The following is a 17060-nucleotide window of genomic DNA, read 5'->3' on the forward strand; positions in this document are numbered from 1 at the left end:
GCCGTGTTCGTCTGCCTGTGCACCGGTGCCACCACGCAAGCCGTCAGTGAGGCCGTCGCGGCGGGCGCCACCACGTCCAAGCAGATCGCCGAGGCGTGCGGGGCGGGTTCCGACTGCGGCCGGTGCCGCCGCACCTTACGCGCCATCCTCGCGTCCTCGCGCGAATGCCCGGTGCACGCCGCCGGTTAACCCCGCTTCTCGACGAAGGATGCCAGCGCGTCGACATTGGCGGCTTGGCCCAACAATTCGGCGAACAAGGCGTTCTCCCGCTCGCTGGCCGCGGCGATCCCCGGCCGCACCGGTTCGAGCATCGTCTTCTTCACGGCCAGCAGGCTGTTCAGCGGGCGGGACGCCAGCACGTCGGCATGCCGGCGTGCCTCGGCAAGCAGCTCCGCCGGCTCGCACACCTTGAACACCAGCCCCATTCGCAGCGCCTCGGCCGCGTCGATCCACTCCGAGGACATCAGCAGCCAGGCGGCGTTCTGCCGACCGATCAACCGCGGCAACAGATACGACGATGCGGCCTCCGGCGGCACACCCAGACTGGTGAACGGACACTTCAGCCGCGCCGTGCTGGACATGAACGCCAGGTCGGCGTAGCCCAGGACGGTGGCCCCGATACCCAAGCCCACCCCGTTGACCGCACAGATGAACGGTTTGGGGAAAGCGGCCAGCGCCTCGATCATGCCGCGGAAACCGTGCTTACCCGGTTGGTAGTCGGGGTCGGTGACCAGCCGCTGCATCTCCACCAGGTCATTGCCGGCACTGAAGGCGCGGCCGGCACCGGTGAGCAGCACCACCGACACCTCGGGGTCGTCCGCCGCGGCCAGCAGCGCCTCGGTGGTCGCGTCGTACAGCGCCTCGCTGAAGGCGTTGAGCGCCTCCGGCCGGTTCAGGGTGAGGGTGCGTACGCGGTTGTCATCCGCGATCAAAAGTGTCACGTCGCCAGCGTAGGCGCCGGACCCCACATCGGGTACCGACTGGTCGGCACGGTATCGATATCGCGGTCCGCGCCGAACCTCGCCACACTGGCGGCCATCCGGCCCATCCGGTCGGCCAGATCCGCGTCGTCGCCCGCCCCGAAGAACGCGTACAGGTCCGAGACGGCCTCGATCGGGAACAGCTCTTCGACGATGGCGTCGATGCGTGGAGCCCCGTCGGTGAGCGCCCGCACCACCGTGTTCTGGGTGTACCCGAAGGTCGCTTGGGTCGCGATCGCCACCGGTGTGTGGTCCAGATGCCAGCGGGCCAGCCAGGTCGACTGGTCCAGGTCGGCCGGCCGGCGCAGCAGCGCCACATTGGCCAAACCCGGGGTGCGTGCGCTCGGCGGCCCGTCCGGTGCGGCCATGGGCACCGATTCGGTGACCAGATACGCTGCCAGACAATCACATTCGGCAGACAGCAGATCGATCGCGGACGCCATGGCCGTCCCGTAGTACTGCTGGGTCCAGATGCTGACCACGGCGACCACCGGTGGGTCCAACGTGGTCAGCGTCATCAGCGAAGCGCGCACCGCGTCGTCACGCACATTGACCGTCAGGCCCGGCAACTCCAATGCGGACAAGGCCGACGTGACCGAGGTGCGCAACCGTCGGCACCACTGCTCGTCCGCCTGGGCCCGACGCAGCAGCACCATCACCTTTTCCATCCGTCGAAAATAACAACAGCGGACACGCTTACCCGCGCGGCTCGGTAACGGCTCACAGCACGCGGCGCGTACGAGAATGAAGCGGTGAGTAAGGCCGCCTGGTGAGCAGGGCCAGAGCCCTCGGGTTGACGCTGTACGAGTTCGGTGCGGTGGTGCGCAGCCTGCTGGGGGTGCTGGCGGTCGCCGCGCTTGCGCTCTACCTCGGCACACCCGGTTCGGCGATCGCCGCGGGAGGCGCCGGCGCCCTGGCCGGTGCCACCGCGCTGCAGGACAGCCCGCGCAGCCGGATCCCGGTCGTCCTCACGGTGTCGGCCGAGACGGCGTTGGCAGTGGCCGTGGGCGGACTCACCGGCCAGTGGGCTCCGCTGTTCCTGATCGCGGTGGCGGCGTGGTGTTTCCTGGCCGGGATGCAGTGGGCGCTGGGCGCCAACGCCGGCATGCTGGCCTCCGGCGCGGCGGTTCTCCTGGTCACCGCCTCGGCGACGGCAGACACCGGCACGGCGGCGCTGACCTCGGCCGGCCTGGCATTGCTCGGCGGGCTGACCCAGGCCGTGCTGATCGCGGTCTGGCCGCAACGCCGATGGCGCAACCAGAGCGAGGCCCTCACGCAGGCCTATCGCGCCCTGGGCGCGGATGCGCACCGGCTCGCGACCGAGCCCGGCGCCCGGATCGACCGACTGCCCTTGATCCGGCTGCGGGAGGCCTTCACCCTCAGCGAAGCCCAGGCGCAACGGCGGCCGCCCGTGTACCGGGGTTGGTACGGCTTGCCGGAACGGATCGCGGTGACACTGACCGCGCTGGGCCGCGAAGGGCCGCGGGATCCGGCCGCCGCGGACACCCTGCGGGCCACCGGAGACCTGCTCGAGCTGATCGCCAGGCGCGCCCATCGCCACGAGGTCGGTCCCGCACTGACCCGCCTGAACGCGGCGGCCGACGCCACCGACGGCACGACCGCAACGGCGGCCCAGCGGCTGTACCGCCAGCTGTCCGAAGCGGTCGAATTGCGATTCGGGCAGTTCGAGCCCGAACAGGTGGCCCCCTTGCGGCGACCGGGACTACCGCACGCCTGGACGGCGGCTGTCGACCTGATGCGGGCGCAACTGCAGTGGCGGTCACCGATCTTGCGGCATGCCGTCCGATTGACGATCGCGGTGACCGCCGGGCTGGCGATGGCCCGCGCCAGCGGAGCCGAGCACGCGTACTGGATCGCGGTGACGGTTCTCATGGTGCTGCGGCCCGAGACGGCCCACACCTATACCCGGTGCGTCGGGCGGATCGCCGGCAACGCAATCGGCGTGGTGGCGGCGTCGACCGTCACCACACTGCTGCACCCGAGTGGTCTGGTATCGGCGGCGCTGGCCGTGGCGTGTCTGGGAATCGCTTATCTCGGTGCCGAATTCGGATACTTCGCGGTGAACGCGGCGTTGGCCGCCGCGATCATCTTCTTGCTGGACGTGGACGGATCCGCCGGTGCCGCCACCGTCGAGCAACGTTGGTTGGCCACCGTCGTCGGCGGGGCGCTTGCGCTGATCGTGCATGTCGGCCTTCCCGACAATGCCCTGGTCCGGCTGCGGCAACGGGCCGGCGAACTGTTGAAGACGGAAATCGACTACGCCGCCACGGTGATCAAGGGCTTCGTGCACGATGTCGACCATCCCGCCGACACCCTGTCGACCGCCTGGCAGCGAGCCGAGAGCGCACGCTCGGCGTTCGAGGCCGCGGTCGGGGCCACCCGAACCGAGAACGCTGTGATCCGTCGGTGGCTGCGACCGTACCGCGCCTCACTGAACGCGGTCACCACCAGTTGCGCCACCCTGGAGTCGACGTTGCCCGCGCACCCGTCGCCGACGCTGAATCGCGAATTCACCAGCGCGATCGACGGTTACGTCAAGGCGCTGACGGGCAATCCAGCCACTCCGGCCGCACCGTGGCGGGTGGATACCGAGCAACTCAACGCCGCCGCGGTCGCGGTGCGTGACGCCGCGTCGTTACTGGGTCCCGACGACGGCCCGGCCCGGGTGCTCGTCGGCGAACTCGCCACGATCACCCGGGTGCTCGTCGACATCGCCAACGCCGGCCCGGCGGCCCCGGCCGCTGATTAGCCCCTGGCCCACTTCGGCCGGATGAACACGCCCTCGGCCTGCACGGTGGGACCGTCCGCATCCGAGATCAGGCCGGCCGCGAACGCCTTGACCCCTTCGGTGCGCACGACCGCCGCCTCGATGCGCAGCCGCGCGCCGAGCTGGGTCGGTCGCAGATATCGGATGCTGATGGTGCCCGTGAGCCGCGGGCTGGTGGCCGGGCTGGCCGATTCCCCGAGCACGTGATCGAGCAGCAGTGCGGCTACCCCGCCGTGCACATGTCCCGGCGGACCCTCGTACGCCGCACCCAGCACGACATCGGCGAACACCGATCCGTCGGCGTTGCGCCGCACGGCCAGTGGCGGCGCGATCGGGTTGCGCAGCCCGATCACCGCATTGCCCCAGGGCATCCGGTCGCCCTGGGCGGTGAAGCGGACGCCGAACGGCCCGTCGAGCTGTTGGCGGCGCAGGATGGCGGTCGCCGCGTCGATCTGCGCCTTGGCCGTGGCCACCGCGTCGGCGTCGGCCTCCGAGCGGATGGTGGCATCGATCAGGGCGCGCACCGACTCGGTCAGCGGTCCGTAGACCGTGCGCAAGCGCTCGACGTCCTCCGCGCTGAGGTCCTCGAGGGTGAAGTCCAGCATGCCAAGCACTAGAACACGTTCTAGGTGTGGTGTCGAGCCCCGCATGCGGCACGCGGCCGCAAAAGTTCCTACCATGGCGTGACATGGCGGCACCCCGGACGGACGGATCGCGACAGGACCTGCCCGCGACCCTGGTCGAGCTTGCCGGAAACCGGGTGCGCGACGCGATCCTCAGCGGGGCGCTGAGCCCGGGCGAGAAGATCGTCGAGGAGCAACTGTGCGCGGACCTCGGCATCAGCCGGGCACCGCTGCGCGAGGCGTTGCGGCTGCTCACGCAGCAGGGCCTGGTAGAGCATCTCCCCCGCCGCGGGTCACGGGTCACCGACTGGTCGCCGTCGGACATCCTGCAGCTGTTCGATCTTCGGCACGTCCTGGAACGGCACGCCGTCGAACTCGCGATGCCGCTCGCCGACCCGGACTCCGCGCTGCAACCGGTGCGGCTGGCGCTCGACGAGATGACCTGTGCGACAGACGCTTTGGACCGCGACGACGCGCACCGCCGCTTCCACGCCGCGGTCGTCGCGTTGGCCGGCAACCGCCAGCTGGATCTGGTGCTGGAGCCTATCCTGCTCAAACTGCAGCTGCCGATGGCGATGAACCTGCGCGAAGAGGCCCGCCATCACCACGCCAGCGACGGTGTCGAGCGGCACCGGGCGATCCTGACCGCCCTGGAGTCCAATGACGCCCAGACCGTCATCGCCGCGCTGGAACAGCACGGCCACCTGCGATATCTGGACCTCACCACCCAGGCCACGCGCTAACACGATCGACACACAGCCGTACCGCAATCGCCACGATTCTGTCGACAATCGACAGACATGGGAACAGCCGCCAACGGTCCGTCCATCGGACCGTCGATTTCCGAGATCCTCGATTCGCATGCCGGCGGCACCGGCTCGCCGGTCAAGACCGCGGCCCGGGTCGCCGACGCCATCGCTGCCCGCGGCGACGACGGGACGTGGTTGTCCACCGTGCCCCGCGACGAACTGCTGGCCGCCGCCGTCGAGATCGAGAACCGGCCCGGGGCACGTACCCTGCCGCTGTACGGGGTGCCGTTCGGGGTCAAGGACAGCATCGACGTCGCCGGTGTCCCCACCACCCTGTCTTGTCCGGACTACGCCTATGTCGCAGAGCGCACCGCGCCCGCCGTGCAGCGGCTGCTCGACGCGGGCGCCCTCTACGTCGGCAAGACCAACCTCGACCAGTTCGCGACCGGCCTCAACGGCACCCGCACCCCATACACCGTGCCGCGCAGCGTGTTCGGCGGCGAACTCATCTCGGGCGGCTCAAGCTCGGGCTCGGCGCTGGCCGTTGCGCTGGGCCAGGTGCCGTTCGCGGTCGCCACCGACACCGCCGGATCCGGGCGGGTACCCGCCGCGCTCAACGGTGTGGTGGGGTTCAAGCCGTCACGCGGACTGATCAGCACCGTCGGATTGGTGCCGGCCTGCAAATCGCTGGACTGCCTGAGCGTGATGGCCGGCTGCATCGACGACGTCGACCGGGTTTTCGACGTGCTCGCCGGCCGCGACGACGGCGACCCCTGGTCACGGGATCGCGGCCCCCGGTATGACGGCACGCCGATCCGGGTCGGGTTGCCGCCCGTCGCCGACTTGGAGTTCTTCGGTGACGACGCGATGCGCGCCGCCCACATCGGATTTCGGGAACACCTGGAACGCCACGCCGACATCGTCGAGGTGTCCCTGGCACCGTTCCTGGCCGCGGGGGCGCTGCTCTACCAAGGGCCGTGGGTGGCCGAGCGCCTGGTCGAGTTCGGCGATTTCCTGGAATCCCACCCTGATTCGATCCACCCGGTGGTGCGCGACATCTTCCGCAGCGGCTTGAGCTACACCGCGGTGGACGCGTTCGCCGCCCTGCAGAAGCTGCAGGAACTCAAGGCCGAGGTCGGCCGGCTCTGGCAGTCCATGGATGTGTTGGTGGTGCCCACCATCGGTACCACCTTCACCGTCGAGCAGGTGCTCGCGCGGCCCATCGAGTGCAACACGATGCTGGGCCACTACACCCATTTCGGCAATCTGCTCGACCTGCTCGGCGTCGCGGTGCCACTGGGCGTGACCAGTGACGGGCGCCCCTACAGCGCCATGCTGCTGGGCAACGCGCTCTCCGATGACACTGCCCTGACGCTGGCCGCACAAATTCTCGACGAGCCCCGGGCCACCACCGCAGCCGCCACCGAACCATCCGTCAAGGAGCAGATATGACACCCCAGCGAGGAGCCGAAGCCGGATCACCCATGTCGGTATCCGTCGCCGCCGAACCGTCGGCGTTCACGCTGGAGCCCGGCCGCACCGCACTGATCGTCATCGACATGCAACGGGATTTCCTGCTGCCCGGTGGTTTCGGCGAGAGCCTGGGCAACGACGTGGACCAATTGCTCAAGGTGGTCCCGCCGCTGGCCGCGCTGATCGCCGCCGCCCGCGAGGCCGGGATCCTGGTCATCCACACCAGAGAGGGTCACCTCGCCGACCTCTCGGATTGCCCGCCCGCCAAGCTCCATCGCGGTGCCCCGTCCAAGCGGATCGGTGACCCGGGCAAGTACGGGCGCATCCTGATCCGCGGCGAGTACGGCCACGACATCGTCGACGACCTTGCCCCGATCGACGGGGAGGTGGTGATCGACAAACCCGGCAAGGGCGCGTTCTACGCCACCGAGCTGCAGGACGTGCTGACCAATGCGGGAATCACCCAACTGCTCGTCACCGGCGTCACCACCGAGGTGTGTGTGCACACCACGACCAGGGAAGCCAACGATCGAGGCTACGAATGCCTGGTGGTATCCGACTGCGTCGGTTCGTATTTCCCGGAGTTCCAGCGGGTGGGGCTGGAGATGATCAAGGCCCAGGGGGGCATTTTCGGGTGGGTCGCCGACACCGCGGCGGTCATTCCCGCGTTGCAACAACTCACCACGAACGCCGCCTGAGCGCCCGCCCGAAAGGATCCTGCCATGTCCACCGACGTCACCGATCCCCCCGCCAGCTCCGATCCCCCGGCCGAAAAGGCCGAACCGGGGTTGTCCATCCCCTGGTGGACCCGAGGCGACACCAACGCGTTCTTCGGACTCGGCTTCAACATCCTGGTCAACGTCCTCACCTTGACCGGGTTGATGATCGGCGTCGTCAACGTGCCACCGGGCGATGTGCTGGGCACCATCCTGCCCGCCCTCGGCGTGGCGCTGATCCTCGGCAACCTCTACTACACCTTCCTGGCCCGCCGGCTCGCACGCCGCGAAAACCGCACGGACGTCACGGCGTTGCCGTACGGCCCCAGCGTGCCGCACATGTTCATCGTGGTGTTCGTCGTCATGCTGCCGGTGTATCTGAAGACCAAGGACGCGATGCAGGCCTGGCAGGCCGGGCTGGCCTGGGCATTCATGATCGGCGTCATCGTGATGATCGGCGCCTTCGTCGGGCCCTATATCCGCAAGCTGACCCCGCGCGCGGCGATGCTGGGCACCCTGGCCGGTATCTCGATCACGTTCATCTCGATGCGGCCGGCCGCCCAGATGTGGGAGGCCGCCTGGATCGGCCTGCCGGTGCTCGCCATCATCCTGATCGGGTTCTTCACCGACATGAAGCTGCCGTTCGGTATCCCGGTCGGCCTGGCCGCCCTGCTGGTCGGGACCGCCATCGGGTGGATCGGTGGATTCATGTCGGCACCCGATGTGGGACAGGCGATTTCGGATATCGCGATCGGCGTGCCGGATCTGCGGGTGGACATGCTGTTCAGCGGGTTGTCGCACCTGGCACCGCTGCTGGGTACCGCGATCCCCCTGGGTGTCTACAACTTCACCGAGGCGATGAGCAATGTGGAGAGTGCGGCCGCCGCGGGCGACAACTACAACCTGCGCAGTGTGCTGCTGGCCGACGGCGCCGGCGCGGTGATCGGGTCGGCGTTCGGCTCGCCCTTCCCGCCCGCGGTGTACATCGGCCACCCCGGCTGGAAGGACGCCGGCGGCCGGGCCGGGTACTCACTGGCCAGCGGTGTGGTGATCGGCATCTTCTGCTTCCTCGGCCTGTTCGGCGTGCTGGACGCGTTGTTGCCGGTGCCCGCGATCGTGCCGATCCTGCTCTACATCGGTCTGCTGATCGGGGCGCAGGCCTTCCAGGCGGTGCCGCGGCTGCACGCCGTGGCCGTCGTCGCCGCGCTGCTGCCCAACCTGGCGCAGTGGGCCAGCGGGTTGATCGACAACGCGCTCAACGCCGCCGGGACCTCGGCCTCGGCTGTCGGACTGGACAAGCTCAACGGCGCCGGCGTGGTCTACGAGGGCCTGCAGACCCTCGGCGAGGGCGCGGTGTTGGTCGGCCTGATCCTGGGCACCATGGTCACCTTCATCCTGGAGAAGAAGTTCCTGTTCGCCGCGCTGGCGTCGGCGGTCGGCGCGGTGCTGTCCTTCATCGGCCTGATCCACGCCCCCGAAGTGGCCTGGGCGGCCAATCCGCAAGTGGCCCTGGGCTATCTGTTCTTCGGAATCGTCTGCGCGGCCTACTCCCTGCTACCCGGCTCGAAGGACCCGGTCGAGGTCGACGAGGCCGATATCGTCGCCGGCCACTAGCGATTTGTGGAGTCTGAGCCGTAATGATTACGGCTCAGACTCCACAAATCACCGGGAAGCCGGAACGAACGGGACCTCGGCGTCGGGGGCGAGTACGACGTACATCCGGCGCCACGGGTCGGTGCCGACGAGTTCCCACTGATGGCCGGTACCGGTGGTGTCCTCGGCCAGCAGCACGTCGCCGGGATGCAGCAGGAACGTCTCATGGTCGCGGGTCGAGAACCGCAAGGTGCCGGCCAGGGTCACCACCAACTGGCGCACCGGCGCGGTATGCCAGGCCAGCGAGCCGCCGCCGGCGGTCTCCTCGACGGTGACGTGGGCCGCCGACATCGCCGCCGACACCAGATCCGCGTTGCGGCCCGGCGCCATGTCCAGTGCGCCCACGTCGACATGAGAGCCACCGTCATCACCAGTCCACAACCGCACACAACGAATCATGGGGGTCACGGTAGTCGTGGGCGCATCGTTCGGCTCAGGCATCTGCACAACGCTTCTCGCCGCGGCCGCCGCTGAATTAACGTGCCTGCCGTGAGCACAGCAGCCGAGCCCTACTACGACCTGGGTTCCTACCACCGGCCCGTCGAGACAGCCGAACCGCAGGCGCAGGTGTGGTTCGACCGCGGCCTGGTGTGGGCCTACGCCTTCAATCACGAAGAAGCAGTGCACTGTTTCGAGCGTGCGCTCGCCCTGGATCCCGATCTGGCCATCGCCCGGTGGGGCATCGCGTATGCCGTCGGCCCCAATTACAACAAGGCGTGGGAGGCGTTCGATCCGGTGGATCTGGCCGCCTCACTGGCCCGCGCCCGCAGCGAACTCGAGCGAGCCCGGACCGGCCGGGCCTCGGCGGTGGAACGGGCGCTGATCGACGCCCTGGCGGTGCGCTTCGCCACCGGCGATCCGGCGGACGCCGTCGCGCTGGAAGCCGGACACGGCGCCTACGCCGACGCGATGGCCCGTGTCGCGCAGCAGTATCCCGATGATGTCGACGTCGCCGCGCTGGCCGCCGACGCGCTGCTCAATGTCACCGCGTGGGCGTTGTGGGACGGCGCCACCGGGCAACCCGCCCCCGGCTCCCGAGTGCTGGCGGCGGTGCAGATCCTGGACGACGCGCTGCGCACCGAACCCGGACGGACGCACCCGGGCGTCCTGCATCTGTATCTACACGCCCTGGAGATGTCGGCGCACCCCGAGGACGCGCTCCCGGCCGCCGATCTGCTGCGGGGCCTGGTTCCAGATGCCGGTCACCTGCAGCACATGCCCAGCCATATCGACGTGCTCTGCGGCGACTACCGCTCCTCGATCCTGGCCAACCAGGCGGCGGTGCGCGCCGATCGCCGATTCGTGCGGCGCGAGGGCCCGCTGAACTTCTACTCGCTGTACCGCGCGCACGATCTGCACTTCGTGGTCTATTCGGCGATGTTCGAGGGCCGGTCGCAGGTGGCGCTGGAAGCGGCCGACGAGTTGGCCGGTCAGCTGACCCCCGAGCTGCTGGCCATCGAATCCCCGCCGATGGCCGACTGGCTGGAGGCGTTCGTGCCGCTGCGGGTGCACGTGCTCGTGCGGTTCGGGCGCTGGGACGAGCTGATTGCCACCCCGCTGCCCGATGACCAGCAGCTGTATTGCACCACCACCGCCACCATCCACTACGGCCGTGGTGTCGCGCATGCTGCCAAGGGGCAACTCCCCCAGGCTCATGCCGAGCGGGCGGCGCTGGCGGCGGCCTATGCCCGCATCCCGGACACCCGATACCTGTTCAACAACACCAGCCGGGACATCCTCGCCATCGCGGTGGCCATGCTGGACGGTGAAATCGCCTACCGCGAAGGGCGTTTCGACGACGCGTTCACCCACCTGAGGGCGGCCATCGCGCTCGACGACGCCCTGCCCTACGACGAGCCGTGGGGCTGGATGCAGCCCACCCGGCACGCCTACGGGGCGCTGCTGCTGGAGCAGGGCCGTGTCGATGAGGCCGCCGCGGTGTACGCCGCCGACCTGGGGCTGGACGGCACGTTGCGCCGGTCGTGTCAGCATCCCGGCAACGTGTGGAGCCTGCACGGCTACCACGAGTGCCTGCAACGACTGGGGCGCGACGCCGAAGCAGCGATCATCGGTCAGCAGCTCACCCTGGCCACCGCCCGTGCCGACGTGCCGGTACTCGCATCCTGCGCGTGCCGGCTTGAGGTGGTCACGAACGAAAGAGGCTGCTGTCACTAAAGGCGCGCCTGCCGCGCGAACACCCGGCGCAGGGACTAAGGTGTTGAGCAGGCAGCGGTTTCGCGGCTCGCAACGGGGCGACGCGCGAGGGCCGCTGGCCGTTGGGGGAACAGTGACCATGTCCACTACGCACCGACCGGACGCATCCATGTCGGCGCTCGTCGACATCATCAAGTTCGCGGTCGCGGAGTCCGTCCGATCGGCCGGCGGAAACCAGCTCGACATCGATCGGGTGGCCGTCGCGGCGGCGTACGCGGCGTGGTGCTGGGGTTCGGCGTCGGCGTTCGAAACCGTCCCCCAGGTATGTCATCAGACCTAGAGCACGCCGGCGGTGAGTAGGCTCGCCGAGGTGTCCATCAGTGCCCAAGACCTCGAATATCTGCGCCGCTGCGCCGAACTGGCCGGGTCGGCGCTCGATGACGGCGACGAGCCGTTCGGATCGCTACTGGTCGACGCGACCGGCCGGACCCGCTTCGAGGACCGCAACCGGGTGGCCGGGGGCGATGCCACCCGGCATCCCGAATTCGCCATCGCCCGGTGGGCCGTCGAACACCTGACACCCGAGGAGCGCCGCACCGCCACCGTGTACACCTCAGGTGAACACTGCCCGATGTGTGCGGCGGCCCACGCCTGGGTGGGGCTGGGACGCATCGTGTACGCCGCGTCGGCGGCCCAGCTGAGCCAGTGGTGCAGCGAATGGGGTACGCCACCGACCCCGGTGGCCCCGTTACCCATCGGCACCGTGGCGCCCGGCCTGCACACCGACGGCCCGGCCGCCGAGCTGACCGAACGGATGCGCGCCCTGTACGAAGCGAAGTTCCGGCCATGACCGATCCGGATTGGGTCGCCCATGCCATCTGGTGGCAGATCTATCCGCTGGGGTTCGTCGGCGCCTTTCCCGCCGATCCGCCGCCACAGCCGGGTGAGCATCGCCTGTTGCGCATCGTGGAATGGCTGGACCACGCCGTCGAACTCGGCTGCTCGGGGATCGCACTCGGACCGATCTTCGCCTCCCGCACGCACGGGTACGACACCACCGACCACTATCGGATCGACCCCCGACTCGGCGACGACGCCGATTTCGACCGGCTGGTCGACGAAGCCCGCCGACGCGGCCTGCGGGTACTGCTCGACGGTGTCTTCAACCACGTCGGCACCGATTTCCCACGCTATCGCCGGGCGCAGGAGCAGCCCGAGGACGCCGACACCGGCTGGTTCCGTCGAGGGCGCGACGGGTTCGCGACCTTCGAGGGCCACGGCGAGCTGATCACGCTCAACCACGGCAATCCCGAGGTGGTCGCCTACACCGTCGACGTGATGGCGCACTGGTTGGACCGCGGCGCCGACGGCTGGCGGCTGGACGCGGCATATGCGGTCCCGGAACGGTTCTGGGCCGCGGTACTGCCGGCCGTGCGGGAACGTCATCCGCGGGCGTGGTTCGTCGGCGAGGTGATCCACGGCGACTACCCGGCGCAGGTGCGGGCGGCGGGCTTCGACTCGGTCACCCAGTACGAACTGTGGAAGGCGGTCTGGAGCAGCCTCAACGACGGCAACTTCCACGAGCTGGACTGGGCGTTGCGACGCCACAACGACTTTCTGGACACCTTCGTGCCGCTCACGTTCGTGGGTAACCACGACGTGACACGAATCGCCAGCCGCCTCGACGACCCGCGTCACCTGGAACACGCCCTGGTGCTGTTGCTCACCACCGGCGGCACCCCCAGCATCTACGCCGGCGACGAATGGGCCTGGCAGGCCGTCAAGGAGGAGCGAGCCGGCGGCGACGACGCCATCCGCCCCGAATTCGGCGGGCGCCCAACGGGTCACAACGACACCCTGCAGTTGCACCAGTACCTCGTCGGCTTGCGGCGCAGGCACCCGTGGTTGCACACCGCGCGCACCGAGGCCGTCGCGGTGAGCAACACCGGTTACGTGTACCGCACCACCGCTCAAGGCGCAGAGCTGACCGTGGCGCTCAACGTCGGTGCCGAGCCGTTGCGGGCCACCCTGCCCCGGCCGGGGCAGGTCATCGCGGGCTCCGGTGCCCCGCCGCCGGATGTCGTGTCCGACATCGTGGTACCGCCGCACGGCTGGGTGATCATCGATCCCCGGTGACCGAGGCGGGCGAATATCGGCCAACATCGGAAAAGGCGTGGTGAAACGCCTAAGCTCTCGAACCGATGACCACGACAACGAAAAGCCCGACGGATTCCGATTCGGGTGACGCACCGGCACCGCCGAAATTGAGCCGCCGGTTTCTTGCCCGCGTGAGCATCCAATCCAAATTGTTGGTGATGCTGCTGGCGACCAGCATCCTGTCGGCTGCCGTGGTCGGGGCCATCGGCTATCAATCCGGCCGGGAATCGCTGCGCAACTCGGCATTCGACCGCCTGACCGAGATCCGGCAATCGCAGAGCAGGCAACTGGCCGCCCAGATTTCCGATCTGAAGAACTCGTTGGTCATCTACACCCGCGGGGCGACCACCACCCAGGCCCTGCAGGCGTTCACCGCCGGCTTCGATCAGCTGGCCAACGCCGCCGTCACTCCGCAGCAGCAACAGTCGGTCACGGATTACTACACCAACCAATTCGCCAAGGTGGAGGACAACCAGAACGGCGACGATGTCGACGTATCGGCCTTGCTGCCGACCTCGAACGCGGAGAAGTACCTGCAGGCCTACTACACGGCACCGTTCACCGATTTCGACAAGGCGATCCTGAACGACGATGCCCGCGACGGCAGCGCCTGGTCGGCGGCCAACGCCAGATACAACGACTTCTTCCGGGAGATCGTCACCCGGTTCGAATTCGAGGATGCCCTGCTGTTGGACACCAGAGGAAACGTCGTCTATTCGGCGTACAAGGGCGTCGACCTGGGCACCAATATCCTCAACGGCCCGTACCGCGCCGGCAATCTGACAGATGCCTACCTCAAGGCCATGGCCTCCAACGCCGTCGATTACGTCGCCGTCACCGATTTCGGTGACTACCAGCCGGCACCGTCGCCGACCGCGTGGCTGGTCTCCCCCGTCGGTGAACTCGGGAAGGTGCAGGGCGTGCTGGCCCTGCAGTTCCCGGTTTCGAAGATCAACCGGCTGATGACCATGGACAAGCGCTGGGAAGAATCCGGTATGGGCAAAACCGGCGAAACCTATATCGTCGGCACGGACGATCTGATGCGTTCGGATTCCCGGCTGTTCGTCGAGGATCCCCAGCGGTTCAAGCGCGAGGTGATCGACGCGGGCACCCCGCCCGATGTCGCGCAGAACTCCATTCGCGAGGACGGCACCACGCTGGTGCAACCGGTGGGCAGTGAAGCCACCAAGTTGGCGCTGCGCGGCCAGCGCGGCACCCTCATCGCCGGCGACTATCTGGGCAAGGAGACCCTGCAGGCCTATGCCCCCGTCGACATCGACGGACTGCACTGGGCGATGATCGCCAAGATCGACACCGCCGAGGCGTTCGCGCCGGTATCCGCGTTCACCCGCAACCTGGTGCTGTCCACGGCCGGGATCATCTTCGTGGTCTCCATCGCGGCGATGCTGCTGGCCCGGTTCTTCATCCAGCCGATCAGGCGTTTGGAGGCCGGCGCCCAGCAGATCAGCTCCGGTGACTACGGCGTCACCGTGCCGGTGCTGTCCAAGGACGAGTTCGGCGATCTGACAGTCGCTTTCAATGGGATGAGCCGCAACCTGGCGATCAAGGAGGACCTGCTCAACGAACAGCGCCGGGAGAACGATCGACTGTTGCTGTCGCTGATGCCCGAACCCGTGGTGGCCCGCTACCGGGAGGGCGAGGAGACCATCGCCCAGGATCATCAGGACGTGACGGTGATCTTCGCCGATATCGCCGGACTCGACGAGTTGTCGGCGCAGCTGAGCTCGGATGCGGCACTGGCCATCATCAACCGGTTGGTGCGCCAGTTCGACGCCGCGGCCGAGAGCTTGGGCGTGGAACGGGTCCGCACCCTGCACAACGGCTACCTGGCCAGCTGCGGACTCAGCGTACCCAGACTCGACAATGTCCGTCGCACAGTCGATTTCGCCCTGGAGATGCAGCGCATCGTGGACCGCTACAACGGCGAGACGGGCAATAATCTGCAGCTGCGAGCGGGCATCGACACCGGAACCGTCACCAGCGGCTTGGTCGGCCGGTCCAGCCTGGCCTACGACATGTGGGGTGACACCGTCGATCTGGCCAACCAGGTGCAGAGCGGCTCCGCGCAGCCGGGCGTCTACGTGACGGCACGGGTACGCGATGCGGTGAGCGATCCGGACCTGTTCGTCCCCGCGGGTGAAATCACCGGTCCTGGCGGATCCGAGCCGGTGTGGCGGCTCACGGAGCGCCGGCCGTGACCAGTGTGCTCGACGCGCCGTGGTTCTTCTGGGCCGTCGGTGTATCGGTCGGGTTGCCGGTCGCCCTGGTCATCCTGACCGAGGTACGCTCCGCCTTGGCCCGCCGCGGCAGCAAGCTGGTTCGCGCGGTGAGCCTGCTACGCAACTACATCCTGCCGCTGGGCGCCCTACTGCTGCTGCTGACGGAGGCCACGGACGTCAACGCGGACGCCACGCCGGTGCGCATCATCGCGACCGTTTTCGGTTTCGTCATCCTGATCCTGCTGCTGTCGGGTTTCAACGCCACGCTGTTCCAGGGTGCGCCGGAAGGCAGCTGGCGCAAGCGGATTCCGTCGATCTTCCTCGACGTGGCCCGTTTCGCGGTGATCGCAGTAGGGTTGGCGCTGATCTTCTCCTACGTGTGGGGCGCCAACGTCGGCGGCCTGTTCACCGCGCTGGGCATCACGTCGATCGTGCTGGGCTTGGCGCTGCAGAACTCGGTGGGCCAGATCGTGTCCGGCCTGCTGTTGCTTTTCGAGCAGCCGTTCCAGCTGGGCGACTGGCTGGACACCCCGTCGGCCCGCGGCAGGGTGGTCGAAGTGAACTGGCGCGCAACGCATATCGACACCGGCAGCGGCATGCAGATCATGCCGAACTCGGTGCTGGCCGGCGCGTCGTTCACCAACCAGAGCCGTCCGCCCGGTGACCATTCGATCTCGGTGGTCAGCGTGTTCGCCCTGGAGGACGCGCCGGACACGGTCTGCGCGATGCTGACCCGCGTGGCGGCCAATCTGCCCCAGCTGCGGCCCGACGCGCGGCCGAAAGCCGTTGCCATGGGCGGGTTGCAGTACAAGACGTCGATCCCGCTGCGCTCCCCGGCCGACGACGGCGCGGCGAGGGCGATGTTCCTGCGCTGGGTTTGGTACGCCGCCCGGCGCGCGGATCTGCACCTGGACGAGGCCGAGGACACGTTCGCCACCGAGGACCGGATTCTCGATTCGTTGTACGTGGTGTCCTCGACGATGCGCATCAGCGAGGCCGAGTTCGGCGACCTGCTGCCGCATCTGCGGTTGGTTCGATACGGGGCCGAGGAGACCCTGCAGTCCCCCGGCCAGGTTCCGGACCGGATGACGTTCATCGTCAAGGGCCTGGTGCGGCTGACGGCGGTGCGGCCCGACGGGTCGATCGTCACCGTGCGCACCGCCGAGCCCGGCGACTTCCTCGGCCAGACCGCCCTGACCCGCGAACCGGTATCAGCGGGTGCCTACGCCTTGGACGAGGTCACGGTACTGCAGATCGGGCGGGCCCATATCGAGCAACTGGTGGCCCGAAAACCGCTGCTGCTCCAGGAAATCGGGCGCGCCATCGAGGAACGTCGCAGCGCCGTACGCGAGGCACTGGCCGGCTGAGTCCCCCAGTCGGGTCACGGCGCGGTCACGCGTGGGTCTCCCGGGCGAGTCCCAATCGTTGCCCAACCGCGACAGCCCCGCGCGGCCGTGTTACACGTGTGGCATTTGGGGCGCGTGATTCACTTTCGACGAAGAAAGAGCAACGGCAATTGCTTGGATC

16 protein-coding genes are annotated in these 17060 nt (G+C 68.4%); 12 read left to right on the top strand and 4 right to left on the bottom strand.

Translation table 11 applies throughout. The features are described 5' to 3' along the window. Nucleotides 1–3 precede the first annotated feature (3 nt). Nucleotides 4–189 (top strand): (2Fe-2S)-binding protein, encoded by a 186-nt coding sequence (locus SBI67_RS09580; protein ID WP_318980303.1) that lies wholly within the window; start codon nucleotides 4–6, stop codon nucleotides 187–189. On the opposite strand, the gene SBI67_RS09585 is transcribed toward SBI67_RS09580, so the two are convergent. Further along, entirely contained in the window at nucleotides 186–941 is a 756-nt protein-coding gene (locus SBI67_RS09585; RefSeq protein ID WP_318980304.1) for an enoyl-CoA hydratase/isomerase family protein, read from the bottom strand. The two genes, SBI67_RS09580 and SBI67_RS09585, sit on opposite strands and share 4 nt — an antisense overlap. Further along, complete coding sequence (locus tag SBI67_RS09590) at nucleotides 938–1648, bottom strand: EthD domain-containing protein (RefSeq protein WP_318980305.1); 711 nt, start codon at nucleotides 1646–1648, stop codon at nucleotides 938–940. The genes SBI67_RS09585 and SBI67_RS09590 overlap by 4 nt, the downstream gene beginning before the upstream one ends. 101 nt (nucleotides 1649–1749) lie before the next feature. On the opposite strand from SBI67_RS09590, the gene SBI67_RS09595 reads away from it, so the two are divergent. After that, complete coding sequence (locus tag SBI67_RS09595; protein ID WP_318980306.1) at nucleotides 1750–3750, top strand: FUSC family protein; 2001 nt, start codon at nucleotides 1750–1752, stop codon at nucleotides 3748–3750. On the opposite strand, the gene SBI67_RS09600 is transcribed toward SBI67_RS09595, so the two are convergent. Next, the gene (locus SBI67_RS09600; protein WP_318980307.1) at nucleotides 3747–4373 is read right to left on the bottom strand and encodes a PaaI family thioesterase; all 627 of its coding nucleotides are present in this window, start codon (nucleotides 4371–4373) and stop codon (nucleotides 3747–3749) included. The two genes, SBI67_RS09595 and SBI67_RS09600, sit on opposite strands and share 4 nt — an antisense overlap. A gap of 83 nt (nucleotides 4374–4456) precedes the next feature. Between SBI67_RS09600 and SBI67_RS09605 the strand changes: the two genes are divergently transcribed. The 4 genes from SBI67_RS09605 to SBI67_RS09620 are packed head-to-tail and all read left to right on the top strand — an operon-like array spanning nucleotide 4457 to nucleotide 8943. Further along, nucleotides 4457–5134, top strand: a complete 678-nt coding sequence (locus SBI67_RS09605; RefSeq protein ID WP_318980308.1) for a GntR family transcriptional regulator — start codon at nucleotides 4457–4459, stop codon at nucleotides 5132–5134. Nucleotides 5135–5191: 57 nt separating this feature from the next. Next, nucleotides 5192–6592 (top strand): allophanate hydrolase, encoded by a 1401-nt coding sequence (locus tag SBI67_RS09610; protein ID WP_318980309.1) that lies wholly within the window; start codon nucleotides 5192–5194, stop codon nucleotides 6590–6592. Continuing rightward, nucleotides 6589–7311 (top strand): cysteine hydrolase family protein, encoded by a 723-nt coding sequence (locus SBI67_RS09615; RefSeq protein ID WP_413232437.1) that lies wholly within the window; start codon nucleotides 6589–6591, stop codon nucleotides 7309–7311. The genes SBI67_RS09610 and SBI67_RS09615 overlap by 4 nt, the downstream gene beginning before the upstream one ends. 24 nt (nucleotides 7312–7335) lie before the next feature. After that, on the top strand, nucleotides 7336–8943 hold the full coding sequence (locus SBI67_RS09620; RefSeq protein WP_318980310.1) for a SulP family inorganic anion transporter: 1608 nt from the start codon (nucleotides 7336–7338) through the stop codon (nucleotides 8941–8943). Between the two features lie 48 nt (nucleotides 8944–8991). Here the strand turns inward: SBI67_RS09620 and SBI67_RS09625 are convergent, their stop codons facing one another. Next, nucleotides 8992–9369 carry a cupin domain-containing protein gene (locus tag SBI67_RS09625; RefSeq protein WP_413232438.1) on the bottom strand — a complete coding sequence of 126 codons (378 nt, stop codon included), beginning with the start codon at nucleotides 9367–9369 and terminating at the stop codon, nucleotides 8992–8994. Nucleotides 9370–9471: 102 nt separating this feature from the next. Between SBI67_RS09625 and SBI67_RS09630 the strand changes: the two genes are divergently transcribed. The 6 genes from SBI67_RS09630 (at nucleotide 9472) to SBI67_RS09655 (ending at nucleotide 16900) form a co-directional block, all read left to right on the top strand. Next, a complete protein-coding gene (locus SBI67_RS09630) occupies nucleotides 9472–11157 on the top strand; it encodes a tetratricopeptide repeat protein (RefSeq protein WP_318980312.1) in 1686 nt (561 codons plus the stop codon). Between the two features lie 118 nt (nucleotides 11158–11275). Further along, nucleotides 11276–11476, top strand: coding sequence for a hypothetical protein (locus SBI67_RS09635; RefSeq protein WP_266047754.1), 201 nt, complete (start codon nucleotides 11276–11278; stop codon nucleotides 11474–11476). Between the two features lie 30 nt (nucleotides 11477–11506). Further along, on the top strand, nucleotides 11507–11986 hold the full coding sequence (locus SBI67_RS09640; protein WP_318980313.1) for a nucleoside deaminase: 480 nt from the start codon (nucleotides 11507–11509) through the stop codon (nucleotides 11984–11986). After that, on the top strand, nucleotides 11983–13272 hold the full coding sequence (locus tag SBI67_RS09645) for an alpha-amylase family glycosyl hydrolase (RefSeq protein WP_318980314.1): 1290 nt from the start codon (nucleotides 11983–11985) through the stop codon (nucleotides 13270–13272). The genes SBI67_RS09640 and SBI67_RS09645 overlap by 4 nt, the downstream gene beginning before the upstream one ends. A 65-nt stretch (nucleotides 13273–13337) precedes the next feature. Next, entirely contained in the window at nucleotides 13338–15512 is a 2175-nt protein-coding gene (locus SBI67_RS09650) for an adenylate/guanylate cyclase domain-containing protein (RefSeq protein WP_413232439.1), read from the top strand. Further along, complete coding sequence (locus SBI67_RS09655) at nucleotides 15509–16900, top strand: mechanosensitive ion channel domain-containing protein (RefSeq protein ID WP_318980315.1); 1392 nt, start codon at nucleotides 15509–15511, stop codon at nucleotides 16898–16900. Before SBI67_RS09650 ends, SBI67_RS09655 begins: the two co-directional genes overlap by 4 nt. Nucleotides 16901–17060: the final 160 nt, after the last annotated feature.

The organism is Mycolicibacterium chengduense (assembly GCF_033741155.1).
Taxonomy (GTDB): Bacteria; Actinomycetota; Actinomycetes; order Mycobacteriales; family Mycobacteriaceae; genus Mycobacterium.

Coding starts and splice junctions, on each gene's coding strand:
- SBI67_RS09650 (WP_413232439.1), top strand. CDS start 13,338: ATGACCACGACAACGAAAAGCCCGACGGATTCCGATTCGGGTGACGCA.
- SBI67_RS09635 (WP_266047754.1), top strand. CDS start 11,276: ATGTCCACTACGCACCGACCGGACGCATCCATGTCGGCGCTCGTCGAC.
- SBI67_RS09605 (WP_318980308.1), top strand. CDS start 4,457: ATGGCGGCACCCCGGACGGACGGATCGCGACAGGACCTGCCCGCGACC.
- SBI67_RS09645 (WP_318980314.1), top strand. CDS start 11,983: ATGACCGATCCGGATTGGGTCGCCCATGCCATCTGGTGGCAGATCTAT.
- SBI67_RS09610 (WP_318980309.1), top strand. CDS start 5,192: ATGGGAACAGCCGCCAACGGTCCGTCCATCGGACCGTCGATTTCCGAG.
- SBI67_RS09620 (WP_318980310.1), top strand. CDS start 7,336: ATGTCCACCGACGTCACCGATCCCCCCGCCAGCTCCGATCCCCCGGCC.
- SBI67_RS09615 (WP_413232437.1), top strand. CDS start 6,589: ATGACACCCCAGCGAGGAGCCGAAGCCGGATCACCCATGTCGGTATCC.
- SBI67_RS09590 (WP_318980305.1), bottom strand. CDS start 1,648: ATGGAAAAGGTGATGGTGCTGCTGCGTCGGGCCCAGGCGGACGAGCAG.
- SBI67_RS09600 (WP_318980307.1), bottom strand. CDS start 4,373: ATGCTGGACTTCACCCTCGAGGACCTCAGCGCGGAGGACGTCGAGCGC.